At 39.4% G+C, this 16,616-nt stretch carries 13 protein-coding genes and 1 pseudogene; 11 read left to right on the top strand and 3 right to left on the bottom strand.

The features are described from left to right. Positions 1 to 9: 9 nt before the first annotated feature. Both NDN13_RS13885 and NDN13_RS13880 read right to left on the bottom strand, forming a co-directional pair. Positions 10 to 567 carry a CC0125/CC1285 family lipoprotein gene (locus NDN13_RS13885; protein ID WP_005317281.1) on the bottom strand — a complete coding sequence of 186 codons (558 nt, stop codon included), beginning with the start codon at positions 565 to 567 and terminating at the stop codon, positions 10 to 12. A 36-nt stretch (positions 568 to 603) separates the two neighbouring features. Then, positions 604 to 1,143, bottom strand: a complete 540-nt coding sequence (locus NDN13_RS13880; protein WP_251115873.1) for a DUF924 family protein — start codon at positions 1,141 to 1,143, stop codon at positions 604 to 606. A 227-nt stretch (positions 1,144 to 1,370) separates the two neighbouring features. On the opposite strand from NDN13_RS13880, the gene gshA reads away from it, so the two are divergent. The 9 genes and pseudogenes from gshA to NDN13_RS13835 all read left to right on the top strand — a co-directional run bounded on the left by gshA (position 1,371) and on the right by NDN13_RS13835 (position 12,429). Further along, positions 1,371 to 2,945, top strand: a complete 1,575-nt coding sequence (gene gshA / locus NDN13_RS13875; RefSeq protein ID WP_251115872.1) for a glutamate--cysteine ligase — start codon at positions 1,371 to 1,373, stop codon at positions 2,943 to 2,945. Positions 2,946 to 2,963: 18 nt separating this feature from the next. Beyond that, on the top strand, positions 2,964 to 3,470 hold the full coding sequence (locus NDN13_RS13870) for a disulfide bond formation protein B (RefSeq protein WP_251115871.1): 507 nt from the start codon (positions 2,964 to 2,966) through the stop codon (positions 3,468 to 3,470). 177 nt (positions 3,471 to 3,647) lie between these two features. Continuing rightward, the gene (locus tag NDN13_RS13865; protein ID WP_251115870.1) at positions 3,648 to 6,974 is read left to right on the top strand and encodes a type VI secretion system Vgr family protein; all 3,327 of its coding nucleotides are present in this window, start codon (positions 3,648 to 3,650) and stop codon (positions 6,972 to 6,974) included. Then, complete coding sequence (locus NDN13_RS13860) at positions 6,971 to 9,154, top strand: LysM peptidoglycan-binding domain-containing protein (RefSeq protein WP_251115869.1); 2,184 nt, start codon at positions 6,971 to 6,973, stop codon at positions 9,152 to 9,154. The genes NDN13_RS13865 and NDN13_RS13860 overlap by 4 nt, the downstream gene beginning before the upstream one ends. A gap of 1 nt (position 9,155) precedes the next feature. Beyond that, positions 9,156 to 9,884: a hypothetical protein gene (locus NDN13_RS13855; protein WP_251115868.1), complete on the top strand. Its 729-nt coding sequence runs from the start codon at positions 9,156 to 9,158 to the stop codon at positions 9,882 to 9,884. Between the two features lie 81 nt (positions 9,885 to 9,965). After that, positions 9,966 to 10,156, top strand: a pseudogene (locus tag NDN13_RS13850) (DUF2345 domain-containing protein); the annotation flags it as partial. Between the two features lie 283 nt (positions 10,157 to 10,439). Beyond that, on the top strand, positions 10,440 to 10,793 hold the full coding sequence (locus NDN13_RS13845) for a hypothetical protein (RefSeq protein ID WP_004657087.1): 354 nt from the start codon (positions 10,440 to 10,442) through the stop codon (positions 10,791 to 10,793). Positions 10,794 to 10,843: 50 nt separating this feature from the next. Next, positions 10,844 to 11,539, top strand: coding sequence for a hypothetical protein (locus NDN13_RS13840; RefSeq protein ID WP_251115867.1), 696 nt, complete (start codon positions 10,844 to 10,846; stop codon positions 11,537 to 11,539). Positions 11,540 to 11,880: 341 nt separating this feature from the next. Further along, complete coding sequence (locus NDN13_RS13835; RefSeq protein ID WP_251115866.1) at positions 11,881 to 12,429, top strand: hypothetical protein; 549 nt, start codon at positions 11,881 to 11,883, stop codon at positions 12,427 to 12,429. Positions 12,430 to 12,507: 78 nt separating this feature from the next. On the opposite strand, the gene NDN13_RS13830 is transcribed toward NDN13_RS13835, so the two are convergent. After that, complete coding sequence (locus NDN13_RS13830) at positions 12,508 to 13,854, bottom strand: PGAP1-like alpha/beta domain-containing protein (protein WP_251110473.1); 1,347 nt, start codon at positions 13,852 to 13,854, stop codon at positions 12,508 to 12,510. Between the two features lie 262 nt (positions 13,855 to 14,116). On the opposite strand from NDN13_RS13830, the gene NDN13_RS13825 reads away from it, so the two are divergent. Further along, a complete protein-coding gene (locus NDN13_RS13825) occupies positions 14,117 to 14,707 on the top strand; it encodes a YqiA/YcfP family alpha/beta fold hydrolase (RefSeq protein ID WP_251115865.1) in 591 nt (196 codons plus the stop codon). 14 nt (positions 14,708 to 14,721) lie between these two features. Then, complete coding sequence (gene parE, locus NDN13_RS13820; RefSeq protein ID WP_004803540.1) at positions 14,722 to 16,605, top strand: DNA topoisomerase IV subunit B; 1,884 nt, start codon at positions 14,722 to 14,724, stop codon at positions 16,603 to 16,605. Positions 16,606 to 16,616 lie beyond the last annotated feature (11 nt).

Below are 16,616 nucleotides of genomic sequence, written 5' to 3'. Positions count from 1 at the left end.
CTTTTAATTTCATTTCTTGTTTTGAGGTGGTGCAGGCGGCTGCAACACATCTCCTGATGGACTCAAGCCATATTTAGGCCCTAGTGATTGCAAAATCAGTTGTGCATCAAAGGCATCTGGTGATTGCTGCTGTGTCTTAAAGCACTCGATAGTATACGACACTTGAATCGGATCAATATTGACCACTTGTGGGGTATCGTAGAATGGATCCGGCCAAAAGGCAGGATGACGACGATAATAACCATAAGGATAATAAGATGGTGTCGGATAAATTACCGCCTGACGAGGTGTTTTATGACGGGCATTACTTGGATCGTCCACCACACTAAAATAGCGGAAACCATTTTTGACCGTGGTTTGCGCTGCTTTGAGCAAGGTAATTTCCTCAGCCGTACCATAACTCAAATTATTATCCGCTTGGAAACCAACGCGGTAAGTTTTGTTATTTAACGGATAAGCGGTGAATTGTCCGAGTTGATCAAAGGTTCTGGGTTTGGAGGGAACCGTTGCACATCCTGCAAATGTCAGTGCGACAAGGAGCGGGGTGCATATTAATAAAGCTTTCATATGCCATTCCTTTATTCAGTGTCGAGGGAGATCGACTTAAAAACTACTATTCGGTTGAGTTAAAAATTCCAGTTCTTCAGCGCTTGAGTTACGGCCTAAAATTGCATTGCGATGTGGATAACGACCAAAACGATCAATGATCACTTTATGCTTTTTCTCAAAGTTTAAATTAATTTCATTGCCTAAGCGTTGAAACAATTTTAGGGCAAATTCATGTATGAGCTTGGATTCGCTATGCATAAACGGCATATAAAGAAAGGAACGTTGCTCAGGACTGAGTTGTGCATCCAATTGCAAGCTAATCGCTTCTTGTGACAGGGTTAAAGCCAAGCTGTCGTAGGCAAAGGCTTGAGCCTGATCTCGGTATAAATTTCGTGAGAACTGATCGAGGATAATAATTTCAGCCAGACGTCCTTCAGGTGTTTGGCGCCATGACCACAGCTCTGCCTGAGCAGCTTGTTGATGAATCTCTGCAAAGGACGCATGAATTTTTGCATCAAAATCATCACTTTTGGCAAACCAAAGTGCACGATGATCAGGGTCAAACCAAAAATTAAGAATGTCTTGCGCTTGCATGGTCGAGTATCCATTGGAAGATTTATTTTTCAATAAAATCACAATTTTTGCGTGTCTTATGTAACAAGATTGTGATAAAAATTGCCAAACTAAATCAGATGACTAGATTGTAATTGTCGTTATAATTGGCTGAGTCGAAGGGATTGGCATGCACAGCATGTCTGTAGAATCGACGACGTCGTTACCATGCATGTGGTCGGCTGATCTTGAATAAGCGAGCATAGAATATGAATCAACCCAGCCTTACTTCCTCTGTGATACCAACTTGGGTAGATGCCTCGCTATTAAAGGGGATGTTACGTGGGATCGAACGTGAAAGCCTACGCATGCAAAGCAATGGATTCTTATCACAACAAAATCATCCCATCGCTTTAGGTTCGGCACTCACACATCCACATATCACCACTGATTATTCAGAAGCGTTGATGGAGTTTATTACCACACCACAAACGACCATTGCTGCCGCTTTAAATGAGTTGAGTGATATCCATAGTGTCGTACATCAGCAGCTTGAAGAGGGTGAGAAACTCTGGCCTTTATCGATGCCATGTATGCTGGATGATAACGAAGAAAATATTAAACTAGCACAATATGGCAGTTCCAATATTGGCCGCTTTAAAACCTTATACCGTCGTGGTTTAGGCGTGCGTTATGGCCGCCGTATGCAGACCATTTCAGGGGTGCACTATAATTTATCTTTTCCTGAACAACTGTTTGCTGTTTTACAGCAACATGAAAGTAATCCAGAATTAAAACAACTCAGCCTACAAGATTATCGTAGTCACCGTTATTTTGGCTTGATCCGCAATTTTATTCGCCTGATTCCTTTAGTGATGTATATGTTGGGCGCAAGTCCATCGGTGTGCCGTTGCTTCCTGACCGGTCGCCAGCATCATTTACAGCCTTTAGTCAAAGGCACCTTATATTTACCAGAAGCGACTGCATTGCGGATGGGGCGTTTGGGCTATCAAAACTCAGCACAAAAAGAACTTGGGATTCATTATAACGACCTGCACGATTACTTGGATGGCCTACAAAAAGCCGTGCATACCCCATATCCAGAATTTACCCAGCTCGGTTTAAATGATGAACAGGGCGAGCCAATTCAAATCAATGATCACGTATTACAGATTGAAAATGAATATTACAGTCTGGTGCGTCCTAAACAGGTGCCACAAGCGGGTGAAACACCTTCGCAAGCGTTAAAAAATCGTGGTGTCGGCTATGTCGAATTACGTGCAGTCGATGTGAATCCGTATAGCGCGATTGGGATTGATGAAATTTCGGCAGGCTTCCTTGAAAGTCTAGCCTTGTACTGCTTACTCAAAGACAGTCCAGATTTATTTGCCGAAGAACAAGAGCAAATTGATCGGAACCAAACTGAAGTGGTCAATCGTGGTCGTGCAGCAGATGCCAAGATTGAAGCGGGAGATCAGTCGATTGCTTTAAAAGACTGGGCACAAACTCATTTAAATGCAATTCAAGCCTGTGCCAAGGTCCTAGACCAAATGGATGGCACCGAGCTATATCAAGATGCCATTCAAGTGATGCAACAACGTCTAGACCATGTTGAAAACACACCTTCGGCGCACGTCATTGCAGATACCTTGCAACATGGTGGCACATGGAATTTTGGTAGTGTCATGGCACAGCAACATGTTGATCATTATGACCAACATCCATTGAGTGAAGAACGCAAACACTATTTTGAACAATTGGCGCAAACTTCGTTGCAAAAACAGGCGCAACTTGAACAAGATAACGACATGAGTTTTGAACAATATCTTGCACAATACCGTTAAAATTTTAGAGGACTTCCCATGCGATGGAATTACCGCTTAGTCAGTGCAGTACTGGTACTGACCAGCATTATTGGTATCTCATTTGCGTTGTATTTAGAACATGTGCAAGGTTTGGATCCTTGTCCACTCTGTATTTTCCAACGTCTTGGCTTAATTGGGATGGGTTTAATTGCACTTGTCGCATTTATCCATAATCCAGTTTCAAGCGGATTTAAACGTTTTTATGCCTTCTTGGCGACTTTATCCATTGGTTGGTCGGTTGGTGTTGCGGCACGTCATGTTTGGTTGCAAAGCTTACCGCCAGATCAGGTTCCGAGCTGTGGACCTGGCTTAAACTATCTGGTGGATGCCTTGCCGATGAAAACCGTACTGCAAGAAGTACTTTCGGGTTCAGGTGAATGTGCTGCGATAGATTGGACTTTCCTCGGTCAATCGCTACCCGTTTGGTCTCTGGTTTATTTCAGTTTGATTTTATTGATCTGCTTATGGCAATTATTTAGAAACTATCGCGTTACACAAAAATAAGCGAATCATTGTTCTAAATCATTTAAAAACCCGAAATATGAATGCATATTTCGGGTTTAATTTTCTCAAAAACTAAACAAGTTGTGCCATTTTGTTGCTTAAAGGCTTTTTTTGTGGACAGATAGGTCTGTTTTTTGTAAAGTTCAGCCGATTCCCCGTACGATCTGATTATAAAAAATGCTTTTTAATATATTTAATGTATTAGAAAAAATAGGGCTAAATGCACAGAAACGTGCTATCCACGTACAATTTTCTAATAATCTACTGAATAATCAAGTTTTTTTACAACGCATACAAGGCCAGCATCAACTCAATGAGGGCTTGGAAGCAGAGCTGATTTGTCTTTCGACCAATGCCCAGATTCCCCTCAAACAATTTATTGGAGTTCAGGTTGCGGTTGATCAGGTCACCGATTCAGGGCAACTGTTTCGTACTACGGGGATTGTGACTGAGGCCAGTTATGGACAAAGCGATGGTGCATTAACGCTGTATAAACTGACCTTAAATGATGCGACCCATTTATGGCATAAGCGCCGTAATAGCCGTGTTTTTATGAATAAAACGATTGTGGAAATCACCGAAGTTTTATTCAAGGAATGGCAGCAAAGAAGTCCACTATTTGCGGCAAGTTTAAATCTAGATCTGAGTGGCTTAAGCCAGAATTATGATATACGCCCATTTGTAATGGGTCATAATGAATCCGACTATTCTTTTCTTACACGCCTATGGCGCAGTGAAGGCATAAACTGGCTGATTGATGAGGCTGAACTTTTTGTGCCGCATTCAAGTACGCCTGTCAAAGCGCAGAAGCTAAGATTGATTGATGATAATAGTCAATATCAAGCTTTGGCTCGACGGAGTATTCGCTATCACCGCAGTAGTGCTACTGAATTCCAAGACAGCATGACCAGTTTCGTGGCAGTGCGTAGTTTGCAGCCGACTGCGGTGCATCTGCAACGTTGGCAGCCTGATGCCTTGGCACAAGAAGAAGGTGCAGGTTCAGTGGTCACTAGCCATAACCATTCGGACAGTTTTGACTCTGCCAGTTTAAGCCTTGAGCAGGCATGGCATATCAGCCCAGCTTGGATGCAGGACTTAAAAGGTGAAGACCAAGCCACGGCTTCAGGTGGCAGTCAGTTAGAAAAACTGAATCAGCAATTCAATGACATGTACGCCAGTCAAGCCAAATACTTTAAGGCTTATAGCACCGTGCGTGATAGCCAAGTCGGTTATTGGTTTAATCTCAGGGAACATCCTGAAATTGACCAACATGAAGGAGCTGATCAAGAGTTCCTGATTATTGCCAAGAATTTCTATAATCAAAATAATTTACCGAAAGATTTACAGCAACAGGTCAGTCAACTGCTCAGCCAAAGCCGCTGGGATCAACGAGGCTATGACGACATCGAGCGCCAAGGCAATGAGCTGACCTTAATTCGCCGTCAGATCAAAATCACCCCTGAATATGATCCAGAATTGCATCGTCCGGTTGCCTATCCGCAACGCGCCAAAGTAGTAGGGCCTGAAGGGGAAACCATCTATGTGGATGAGTGGGGACGGATCAAAGTACGTTTTCTGTTTACCCGTAGCGATGATCATGGACATGATGGTGGTGCGGGCAGCAATGACAATGACACCGACTCCGCATGGGTCGATGTCCTGACGCCTTGGGCGGGGGAAGGTTATGGTGCTCGCTTCTTGCCGCGTATCGGTGAGGTGGTCGTCATTGACTTCTTTGATGGCAATATCGACCGTCCTTTTGTGACAGGGCGAATCCATGAAGCACAGCGTTCTCCGACCAAATTTGATGTCAAAGGGCAACTCCCAGACACTAAAAGACTCAGTGGTATCCGCAGTCAGGAAGTGAATGGCAATGGTTTTAACCAGTTACGTTTTGATGATACGACAGGGCAAATCAGTACCCAGTTACAAAGTAGCCATGCTGCAACACAGTTGAATTTAGGTAATTTAAGTCATCCTAAAGTGCAGGAAACCAGTAACGGTCGTGGCGAGGGCTTTGAGCTCAGAACGGATGCTTGGGGCGCTGTACGGGCAGGTAAGGGTATGCTGATTAGTACCTATGCCCAAGAACAGGCCATTGCTGATCATCTGGAAGCTGCGCAAGCGCAATCTTTGCTGTCACAGGGCTATGACAGTATGAAAATGCTCAGTGAAGTGGCTGCGAAGCAACAGACTGATGCGCTAAATGTGATTAACCGTCTACCGAAGTTTATTCAGTCATTGGAGCTTAAAACCACAGGTCAAGCACTGGATAGCACTTTAAATTTATTTAAAGAAGGGATGAGCAATGATCCGATTCATGCTTTGAAAGATTGTGGTGGTTTTATTGAGGATATTGGTGCCCTCGGCGGAAATGCCAAAGGCGCGGTCGAAGAGTTTAATGCGTTCTTTAGTGATGCCAAAGATGCGGTCGAAAATCTGAAAGAGTTCATTGAAAACGTAGAAGAGCATGGCGCTGATATTGTTAAAGGTAAGCTTGCCAGTATTAAAGATCGGATTCAGCAAAACCCGTTTGAAAGTATTAAAGAAGTCGGAAAGGTTTTGGCCAATGTCGATATTAAAGATTTTGAGCTGATGAGTACCTGCGGAACGTTTAGTAAAGGCAGCAAGTTAGAAGTGACCCCGTCCAAAGCGTTGAATTCGTTACAGGGCTTTATGGAGGGTTATACCCAAGGTTTGGAAAGCAGTTCGAATGCCAAACAGCAAGAGCAAGGCAAGATTTTCAGACAGGCGCTGATGTTGTTGGCATCGCCGAATGGGATTGCATTAACCACGCCTGAAAATATTATCTTACAGGCCTCTCAGGATATTGCCGAGAGTGCCAGTGGTTCAATTAACCTGAGTGCACAGAAGAATATTATTGGGCATGCACAGGACAAGATCAGTTTGTTTGCCGCGCAAAAGGGCTTTAGGGCGTATGCAGCAAAAGGGAAATTGGAGTTGCAGGCGCAGGATGATGCGATTGAAGCGATTGCCAAGAAGGTGATTAAACTGATTTCTACTGAAGATAAGATTGAAATCACCAGTCCTAAAGAGATTGTACTAACAGCGGGTGGTTCTCAGCTGAAGATCAATGCCAATGGGGTGTTTTCAACCACGGGTGGTAAGTTTGAGAGTAAGGCTGGTCAGCATTTGTTTGTGAGTGGCGCTAAGGTTTCATACGAGGTTCCTAAATTACCTAGCACGCCGACTTTTAGCAATCGCTTAGATATTTATGATTTATTTTGGGAGAGTGATTTTAGCCAGCTCAGTTATAAAGCTTTTGTACAGGGCACGAATTCATTTACTTCGGGATCAATAGATGAGCATGGTCGTACAGGGAAAATTAGTACGCCAGATCCAACCAAAGTTCAGGTTCTTGTTGGCTCTAATGATGAATGGGGATTAGTCATTGATAGTTTTGATGAAGATGATTTTTTAGCAGATCAAAATGTGAATGACTCAGAAACAGAGAATAATGTAGAAGATAGGGATTGGAAATGAATAAAAAATCATTAGTGACGATACAAATCTTAGACTTATTTGGTAGTCCAATCTCAAAAGCACAATATGAAGTAAAAAATCAGAGAACTGGGCAAGTTATTGCTGCGGGATTTACGAATTCATCTGGATGTATCGTTGAGATTAGTCGAGATAAAGGTACGGCTTTAGATGTTTATATCAAAAGTATGTTTAATGGCTTGATGATCAAGGTACAAAGTTTTGTAATGTCTAGAGATCGCATGCTCGTAAAAATTACAAGCCCAAAAGTAATGTTGGATTTAAAAACATTAACAAATCAAGGTAATAATGGACAATATAAAAGAAAAACGCATGTTGTAAAAAAGGGTGAAACTTTATTTGAAATAGCTCAAAAAAATCATACTACTGTTCGAGCATTGGAGCGTTTGAATAAAATAGATGACCCCAATAAGATTAGTATTGGGCAAGTGATTAAGTTGCCAGTGAATATTCCTGCTACAGGAAATAATTCACATCAAGAAAAAGCTAAACAGACCACTCAGCAGAGAACACAACCTTCGGCTAGCAGCACTAAAACAAAAGCACCACAGACTCCACCTGTAAGGCCATCGAGTACAACACCTCAGAAAAAGCAGGAAGAAGGAATTTTTGGAGCAAATTTTGGCAGTAAAATCCTCGACCAAGTGAATGAGCTTTATGAAGAAGGTAAAAAAACGCTGAATGAAGCTACAAACGCTGCTTCCAAGATACTGACAGTGGATGACCGTAGTCAGGATGGTGGTACACCTAAAGCAGATGCTCCAAATTTATGTAAAACCAATCCGCAATGTATTTCAAGTGGTAAGAGTGAGCTTATTCGAGAAGTGAATATTCGTTTGGCGGGCTTCGGTGGGGCTTTACCTACGGATGAGTTTACCGAACTAACTGCAAATTGTATTAAGCAATTCCAACGGGATTATATGGGGGTACCAGAGACGGGGAAAATTTGTGGCTCAGTATTGGTAGCGTTGGATAAATTTTATGAAGAATACCCTATTGCAGGTTTTATGGGGAAAGCTGCTTGTAATTGTGGAAAATGTTCGGGCTTTGGTAATGGTAATATGGGGGTTCAATCTGGTTCAAATAAAGCAAATGAATATCCAGGATTACACCGAAGTCTAATCTGGATATTAAAGGCTGTAAATTTTTATTTAAAAAATGAATTTAAGAAAAAGAAAATCGAAGTGGCTTATATAGAGTCTGGTTATAGATGTATTGAAAATAATAAAAAGCATGGAAGAGCAACAGTAAATCATATGGGGTTAGCTCTGGATATTCATTTTAATAAGAATGGAAGTAGGACTCGTGAAGTCAATGATATGGAATTTATTCGAAAAGAAATTATGATTAAAAAAATGCGAGCATCAGAAAATAGAGAGGTTGATAAAATTTATTTAGAACCAAAAGTTTTTAATAGTGGAACTTCAGGAGCAACTACATGGGTACATTTTGACGTTACTAAATTCTCAGCTGTATATTTTAGTGGAAATATTTTTCAAAAAACAATAGTTGAATTAAATGGCGTTAAAATGTCTACTCTAGTAAACAGTTTGAAAGTTCCTAGGATTTTAAGTTGTGGAGGGGGGGTGTCAACACCAAAACCACATGATAATATAGTGGGGGGTGAACTAGTACTAAGTAATGATGATATTATAGATATTATGAAAGTAACTGAGACTGAGGTAATAAAGTTTAAAACAGAGAAGTATTTTACTGATCAAGCTGCTGGTGTTGTAGATACTATTATGAATAGAGTCAAGTCTGGTGTATGGGGGAATAGTGTCAGAAGTGTAGTCAATGCTGATAGACAGTTTTCTAAAATTACAGGTCCTAAAAGTTTAGATCCTTATGGTAGTGTTGAAAAAATGCCAATATCGCATGTAAGTACAAGGGTTAGGAATTTTGTTAATAGCTATCTTATAGAAAGAGCAGATGGTAAACTTTCCATTATTGGAGAAAATCTAAACTATGCAAATAAATATTATTCAGATGCAAAAAATAGAAAGGCATGGGTAGATAAATTTCATGATGAAGCAGTAAAGAAAGGTATGATACTTGGCAATGGAACAGCTATACATGCTCATGGCACTACGAATGAACTAAGAAATAAAATGCCAAAACCTTTTAAAATAGTTCTCCCTAAAAACTTCAAAGGAATTTAATATGTTTAGTAAATATGTGGTTGGTACAGGATTAGTATTGTTAGCATTTGGTTCAACAATATCAGCATGTGCGGATAGTTCGTCAGTAAATTGTAATAAAAATAATGTTTATGAAAGTATGCAATGTATAGAAAAGGAAAATAAAAAATTAATTATTAAACTTGATAATGAGAAAAATAGAGAAAAAAATGATTATGATAAATGGGTGAAAAAAATAAAAAGTAATTGTGAAGGTAAAATAAGTCATATAGCTGGGGAAGGTGCTGGTCTAGTTAGAAATCAATGTTATAGGGATGAATATTTATCTAGATTATCATTTTTAACAACTGGAAAATCTTCGAAAGAAGAAGAAAATATTCATGGTTTAGTATTAACACATTTACCTTACAATTCAGTTGATCATTTTAAATGTCTTTTAAAGAAAGATATAAATAGTTGTTCTAAAGTTAATTTGGTGAGCTCATCTAATTTGATAAAATTCTATCCATCTATTTCTCCTAGTTATGGGGATGGTATTGTTCTTCCAGAAACAGAAAGTGGTAAACAAATCATTATTTCTCCATTTGAAGATAATGAGGATGAGGGGCCACAACTTGCTATTTTAATCATTAATGCTTTTGGTGTGGAAGAAAAGAAATTTATACCAGCAACTAAAAACGTATTAATCGATAAGAATTATAATTTAACTTATATGGAAGGAAATAAAGAAAAACGAGTACAATTAAAATGATAATTTTATTTGTATTGTAGTAAATACGTGAAATCAGCCCGAATTTTGCTTAGTTCGGGTTTTTTTGTAAACAAACAGTAAGAGCAAGGCAAACTTTTCAGACAGGCGCTGATGTTGCTGGCATTGTTGAATGGGATTGCATTAGCCACACCTGAAAATATTATCTTTCAGACCGCTCAGGATATTGCCGAGAGTGCTAGTGGTTCAATTAATTTGAGCGTACAGAAAAATATTATTGGCATGTACAGGACAAGATCAGTTTGTTTGCTGCGTAAAATGGCTTTAGGGTTTATATAGCAAAAGGGAAATTGGAGTTGCAGGCGAGGTTCCGCAATTACCGAATAGCTTTAATTATGGTAATGGGATTAATTTATATAAAATTTTTCAATGGAGTAATTTTGATAGTATTAAATATAAGGGTATTTTTGAGAATCAAAAAATTATCCAAGGAAGTTTAGAGTGGTTGAAGTGAACAGAACGATTTAAAAGTAGTACTCCTGATAAAATGAAAGCCAGGATTGTGTCAACATTTTAAGAGATAATGGCGGGTTGCTAATGAAATTTATATGTTTTTTATTTTCTGTTTTATTAACTAGTGGATGCAGTGCGAAGATAAATGTTAATAGTTTGGATCAAAATCAGCAATGTGAAAATGATCTTAATGCTATTGTTTATAAAAATTTTGACATGAAAGAAATTAAAAAGAAAGATATTACTTTCGATTTTTCAGAAAAGGATTACATACAAATATTTGTGAAAAGTAAAAGTGGGGTAAACAATGGAGCGACATTTGGGTGGATTAAAATTGATAAAAATAATAATAAATTATATGATGTTACTTATGATAATGAAAATAAAATTCCAATGAATACTTTAGGTAAAAATAATTATATCGATAGATGTCTGTAGTTTTAGTGCTGTTAAAAAGTTTTGTGGTATAAAAATAAGGAGATAAGTTTGTGAAAGTTTTTAATCATATAAAAATGTATTTAGCTATATTAGTGCTAACCCCTATTTTTGCTTGCTCAAGCAGTTCGTCAGTCGCCAAAGAAATTAACAAAATAGAAGAAAATGTGAAGGTGGTTAAATCTTCAGCATCGTTGGATTCATTTATAAATTTTAATGATACTTTTTATTCATTCAAAATTTGTAATATAACTGGTAAATGTCAATTGAATAAGGCGAGAAATAATAAAGATCAATATTTTTTTGAGAGTTTTGATCCTCCGAATGATGAATTTTATTTAAAAAAGAATAAGGATGGGTATGTTCTCTATTATAAAAATATTTATAATGAGGATGTTTTAATGGGGTGGGCAAATTCTCATATTTTATCTGAGAATGATGAAAATTTAATTTTAGGTATAAATAAAGTGTTTTTGACTATGGGGGGAGTCGATTTTTTATTAATGGGTGATAATTCAAACCAAGTAAAATCCAGAAACCATAAGAAAGGTATTTATTTCTTGAGTGATAATTATGACAAAAATCCATACTATCAAAAACAAGAAATTAAATTTACGAAACAAAAGGATGGTACGATACTTTTAGATTGTAAGGCTTATATGAAAAATGAAACAGTAAAAAAACAATTTTCTGGAATTTTTTATAATGAATGTTTAGATGAAAGTAAAGTTTATTTTAAGAAAATATAATCTATAAATATAAAATGATAAAGAAGGTCATAAAAACCTTCTTTATTCTTGCAAAAATTAGGGTGTAGTTTGTTCGATATCTGGAGCAACAGTGCAGGAGTTAATTTAGGGCATCTAGTGGGGAAATAGAAATTGTAAGGATGAAACTATGTATCTATCGTATTTTTTAAAGTCAATTTTTTGAAATGTGTATGATGAATAAATTATTATAACTATTTAATTTACCCTCAAACTGAAACACCTGATGATTTTGTACCTAAGCAGGTAAATTGCTTAACCAAGAAAAAGATTAAATTTAGTGAGTATTACGGCCGTTGTGGTTGATTTTAATGGAATTTATTATGACTTCACCTTATAAAAAATATACTTATATTCTAAGCTTAGTCAGCCTAAGCATCATAACTTCTTCCTGTAGCACTGTCTTAGAAAAGAAACATGAGACTTCTCATCAAAACCGAACACAAAAAGCTTCATCAAATCCTGCAAAGTTAAAAAATGATGATGGTTTCCTGATCACTTCACTTCCTTATAGCTCGAATGCACATCTGAATTGTATTTTATCTGCACAGAGAATGAATTGTGGCTCAATTAACTTAATTGATAGTGTAAGTTTAATCAAAGTTTATAATTTTATTAACCCAAGTTATGTTGATTCAGTCATTTTTCCAAAAACAAGCGATGGTGTTCTATTAATTGCCTCACCTTTTTCAAATGAAAGTGGACACCTAGGAATCAATCTGACTTCTGTGAATAAATTGGGTTTGGTTAAAAGCATTACTTTGGATGCATCTAAAAATATTGAAATTAATCAAAACTATGAGATTTTATATAAAGAAAATGGAAAAGATCTAAAACTGAAGTTAAATGAACAGGGTGACTTTGTTAAATAAAGATATTTATAGATTTTTTGAGCTTGTTGCAGCCTTTGACTATAAAGCTCAGCTAGAACCTAACTGAGCTTTTATCGTTTAGGTCTCAACAATGCCTTCTAAATCATCAAAGGTATAGTTATGGGGTACATTGATCATATGGGTTTGTACACCAGCTTCAACCTTCTCTTTAGCATCTGGATATAACCAGCGGGTAATCTGTTCAGCCACACTGGAATGATACTGAATTTCAAAATGATTCAGGCCATAGAAAACCGCTTTATGGGTGTCAGGTAATTTCAGTTGGAAACGCGGGTTTGGATGTTCACCTAAAGCACTTTTCACACTGACCAGATAATCCCCAATCACAGACAGCGCTTTATTGCGTAACTTCTCAAATTCTAAAGTCCCTGCAATCAAGAAGGTATTGATATGGGACGGTAACGGAGCGGGTTTACGATTGTCGTCGGCAAAACCAATGCGGGCATCATTATGTTCCCAGTCATCATCACGGACACTACCATAACGCAGATCAAGTATGCCGTTACTGCGCACATTCACCAGTTGACCAAGCAAGTTGATAAACGGGAATCCACCGAGTTTGTCCTGTAAAACGAAACCAAAGCGTTCAAGTACTGCACCATGATGTGGCGAACCGATACAAACCAGATTCTCGACCATATGCACCCATTGATACAGATTCTGTTTGCCATAAAACAGGGCACTACGCGAAACCAAGCCGCCCATACTGTGCCCGATCAGGTCAATACTGGTGATACGCGGATTACGCTGTACCAAATCCTCTAAGGTATTGGCAAAACTACGGCCATTGGCTGAAATTCGACGTCCAGTATTGTAATTCAAATACAACATGGTGTTGTTATCGCGTTGTGCAAGTAAACGCTCACCAATCCCGCCATAACGATGGTTAGACCAGGTTAAATGGTTCATACATAAACCATGGGCAAGAATCACCACACGGCCTGTTAGCTCGCCCTGCTGTAAAGAACCATAGTGATCATAAAGCACCATCGGCAAAGCCATTGGATTGTGTTGCTTTAAGAAGAAATCACCAAAAATTCCATTCAACGCACCGACCAAAAAATGCAGGGTTGGGGTTAAGGGCTTGTCATGCAAAACTGGAAATTTTTCAATAATGCGACGTAAATTGGGTGCCAGAAAATGACTGCCATATTTCTGCAGTGCCACATATGAAAACTGATAAAACTTTTGCAGTTGCGGGTGCTTTTGTAATTGTTTGGCTTTTTGTGCACTTAAACCGAGCGTTGTCCTTAATACCTCAGTCTGTACCACTTGGATCAGTTCATGTACACCGCTGAGGCTGGTACTGACCAGCTGTGCCAAACCTTCCAAAACATCTGCCTGACTCGGGGGCGTGCGATCCCACTTACAATAGGTTTCATGCAGAGGTGTTAAACTTGGCATATTGATTTCCCCATCCTTGATATATACCGAAGGTTTGAAGTGTTTTTTCTGAATATTGTTTAGATAAACTACAACAAACGCTTACATCTTATGTCTTTCATACGTAATTTTTTTAGAATACTGATGAACGGAGTACAGTATCGTTTTTTGTGTCAGACAATATCCAGCTTAAATGTAATTTATATTGTTATTTGTTTAACTATTAATCAAAATAATGTGATTTATTTCACTTTATGTCAAGTCATTGCCTATTTTGGTGCGTATGCAAATTATCTATCTACATGGTTTTCGAAGCAGTCCGATGTCGATAAAAGGGCAGCAGTTGCAACAATATTGTGCACAGTATGAGGCGATACAGGTGCATTTACCTGATTTAAATCAGCCACCCAATCAAGTGCTAGAACAACTCTCTCAGCTTATCGAAAATTTAGCACAGGATAAAGTAGTTTTAGTGGGAAGCAGCCTCGGTGGTTTCTATGCGACATATCTTGTCGCAAAATATGGTTGTGCTGCTGTATTGATTAATCCTGCTATGCGACCATGGCAATTATTCGAAGATTTATTTGGGGTTGAGCAAATCCCGCTCAAAGTCACTGCATCATGGACACTTGATGCCAATCAACTGCAGCAATTACAATCGATTGCTGACACGAAGCTCGTTCATGCTGATAAAATTCTAGTGCTTTTGCAACAAGGCGACGAAGTTTTGGATTATCGTGAAGCTCAACGCTATTATAGTGCAGTTCATCCATCCTCATTGATTTTAACCGACGCTAATGGTAATCATGCAATGGATGATTTTGAAGAAAAATTACCTTTAGTTCTCGAATTTTTATCGGCAGCCATCCAATAAGGAAGTCAGACCAAGTGACACAATACACGGCACAATCTCTTGAAGTTCTTTCTGGTTTAGATCCAGTGCGTCGTCGACCGGGCATGTATACCGATACCTCACGTCCAAACCATTTGGCGCAAGAGGTGATTGATAATGCAGTCGATGAAGCACTTGCGGGTCATGCCAACCAGATTTGTGTCACGGTCTATGAAGACGGTTCATTGTCAGTCGAAGATAATGGTCGTGGTATGCCAGTCGATATTCATCCTGAATATGGGCAAAGTGGTATCGAGATTATTTTGACCAAGCTGCATGCAGGCGGTAAATTCAGCACCGATAACTATCAGTTCTCAGGTGGTTTGCATGGGGTCGGGATTTCCGTTGTAAATGCCTTGTCGACCCGTGTTGAAGTGGCCGTACAGCGTCAAGGTAATCTGTACCAAATGGCCTTTGAACAAGGTGAGCCCGTTGCACCATTATCGGTGTTAGAAGGTAAGGTTGCCAAGCGTGCGACAGGCACGACGGTACGTTTCTGGCCTGAAACTAAATATTTTGATAGTCCTAAATTTGCGCTGAAAGCACTGAAACATAATTTAAAAGCCAAGGCGGTTTTAGCTGCGGGCTTAAAAATAATTTATGACGACAAAATCAATAACGAAAAGATTGAATGGCAGTTTGAAAATGGTCTAGTCGACTATTTGATGGATGAACTGCAAGATCGTGACATCTTGCCAGATCCTGCTTTTGTCAGCAGTGGACAAGCAGACCGCGCAGCCTGTGAATTTGCGATTTGCTGGAATGTGGAGGGTGGCGAGCAGATTCAGGAAAGCTATGTCAACTTGATTCCAACCGCGCAAGGCGGTACCCATGTCAATGGTCTGCGTTCAGGCGTGACTGAGGCTTTACGTGAATTTTGTGAATTACGCAATTTATTGCCGCGTAATATGAAACTGTCTGCGGAAGATGTTTGGGATGGCGTAAACTTTATTCTATCGCTGAAATTCCAAGAGCCACAATTTTCAGGCCAAACCAAAGAACGTTTATCCAGTCGTGAAGCCTCTAATATTGTGCTGAACATCGCCAAAGATGCGTTTGCTTTATGGTTAAACCAGCATGCCGAGATTGCGACACAACTGGCTGAAATGGCGATTGCCAAAGCAGGGCGTCGTCTTAAAGCCGCGAAAAAAGTAGAACGTAAGAAGATTGTCGCAGGCCCAGCCCTACCAGGGAAATTAGCCGATTGTGTCGGTTTAACCCGTGAGGACAGTGAGCTGTTTATTGTCGAAGGGGATTCTGCGGGCGGTAGTGCCAAACAGGCACGTGACAAGAATTTCCAAGCGATTATGCCGATTCGTGGAAAAATCCTGAATACTTGGGAAGTCTCCTCGGACGAAGTTTTGGCTTCTCAAGAAGTGCATGATATCGCTATTGCCATAGGCGTTGATCCAGGCAGTGATGATCTGTCTGAATTACGTTATGGCAAGATCTGTATCCTTGCCGATGCAGACTCGGATGGTCTGCATATCGCAACCTTATTATGTGCTTTATTCGTAAAACATTTCCCGACCTTGGTTGAGGAAGGCCATCTGTTCGTCGCTATGCCACCACTCTATCGTATCGATATTGGTAAAGAGGTGTACTATGCCTTGGATGATGACGAGCTTGAAAGCATCCTGAAAAAAGTCAAAGGCAACAAGAATCCGCAGATCACCCGATTTAAAGGGTTGGGCGAGATGAATGCCAGTCAGTTGCGTGAAACCACCATGGACCCGAATACGCGTCGTTTGGTGCAGTTGGATTTGGATGATGCACATCTAACCGCAGGTTTATTGGATAAATTGCTAGCGAAAAAGCGTTCAGCAGATCGTAAACACTGGTTAGAACAGAAGGGTAATTTGGCGGATATTACGGTTTAAGCCCTTTGTCC

The sequence above is a fragment of the Acinetobacter sp. C32I genome (assembly GCF_023702715.1).
In the GTDB taxonomy this organism is placed as follows: Bacteria; Pseudomonadota; Gammaproteobacteria; order Pseudomonadales; family Moraxellaceae; genus Acinetobacter.
The sequence above is the reverse complement of the archived record's forward strand: the minus strand, read 5'-3'. Positions and strand labels throughout refer to the sequence as shown.

Excerpts from the sequence above, each read along its gene's own strand:
- NDN13_RS13885 (WP_005317281.1), bottom strand. The coding sequence starts at position 567 with ATGAAAGCTTTATTAATATGCACCCCGCTCCTTGTCGCACTGACATTT.
- NDN13_RS13880 (WP_251115873.1), bottom strand. The coding sequence starts at position 1,143 with ATGCAAGCGCAAGACATTCTTAATTTTTGGTTTGACCCTGATCATCGT.
- NDN13_RS13835 (WP_251115866.1), top strand. The coding sequence starts at position 11,881 with ATGACTTCACCTTATAAAAAATATACTTATATTCTAAGCTTAGTCAGC.
- gshA (WP_251115872.1), top strand. The coding sequence starts at position 1,371 with ATGAATCAACCCAGCCTTACTTCCTCTGTGATACCAACTTGGGTAGAT.
- NDN13_RS13830 (WP_251110473.1), bottom strand. The coding sequence starts at position 13,854 with ATGCCAAGTTTAACACCTCTGCATGAAACCTATTGTAAGTGGGATCGC.
- NDN13_RS13860 (WP_251115869.1), top strand. The coding sequence starts at position 6,971 with ATGAATAAAAAATCATTAGTGACGATACAAATCTTAGACTTATTTGGT.
- NDN13_RS13855 (WP_251115868.1), top strand. The coding sequence starts at position 9,156 with ATGTTTAGTAAATATGTGGTTGGTACAGGATTAGTATTGTTAGCATTT.
- NDN13_RS13845 (WP_004657087.1), top strand. The coding sequence starts at position 10,440 with ATGAAATTTATATGTTTTTTATTTTCTGTTTTATTAACTAGTGGATGC.
- NDN13_RS13870 (WP_251115871.1), top strand. The coding sequence starts at position 2,964 with ATGCGATGGAATTACCGCTTAGTCAGTGCAGTACTGGTACTGACCAGC.
- NDN13_RS13865 (WP_251115870.1), top strand. The coding sequence starts at position 3,648 with ATGCTTTTTAATATATTTAATGTATTAGAAAAAATAGGGCTAAATGCA.
- NDN13_RS13825 (WP_251115865.1), top strand. The coding sequence starts at position 14,117 with ATGCAAATTATCTATCTACATGGTTTTCGAAGCAGTCCGATGTCGATA.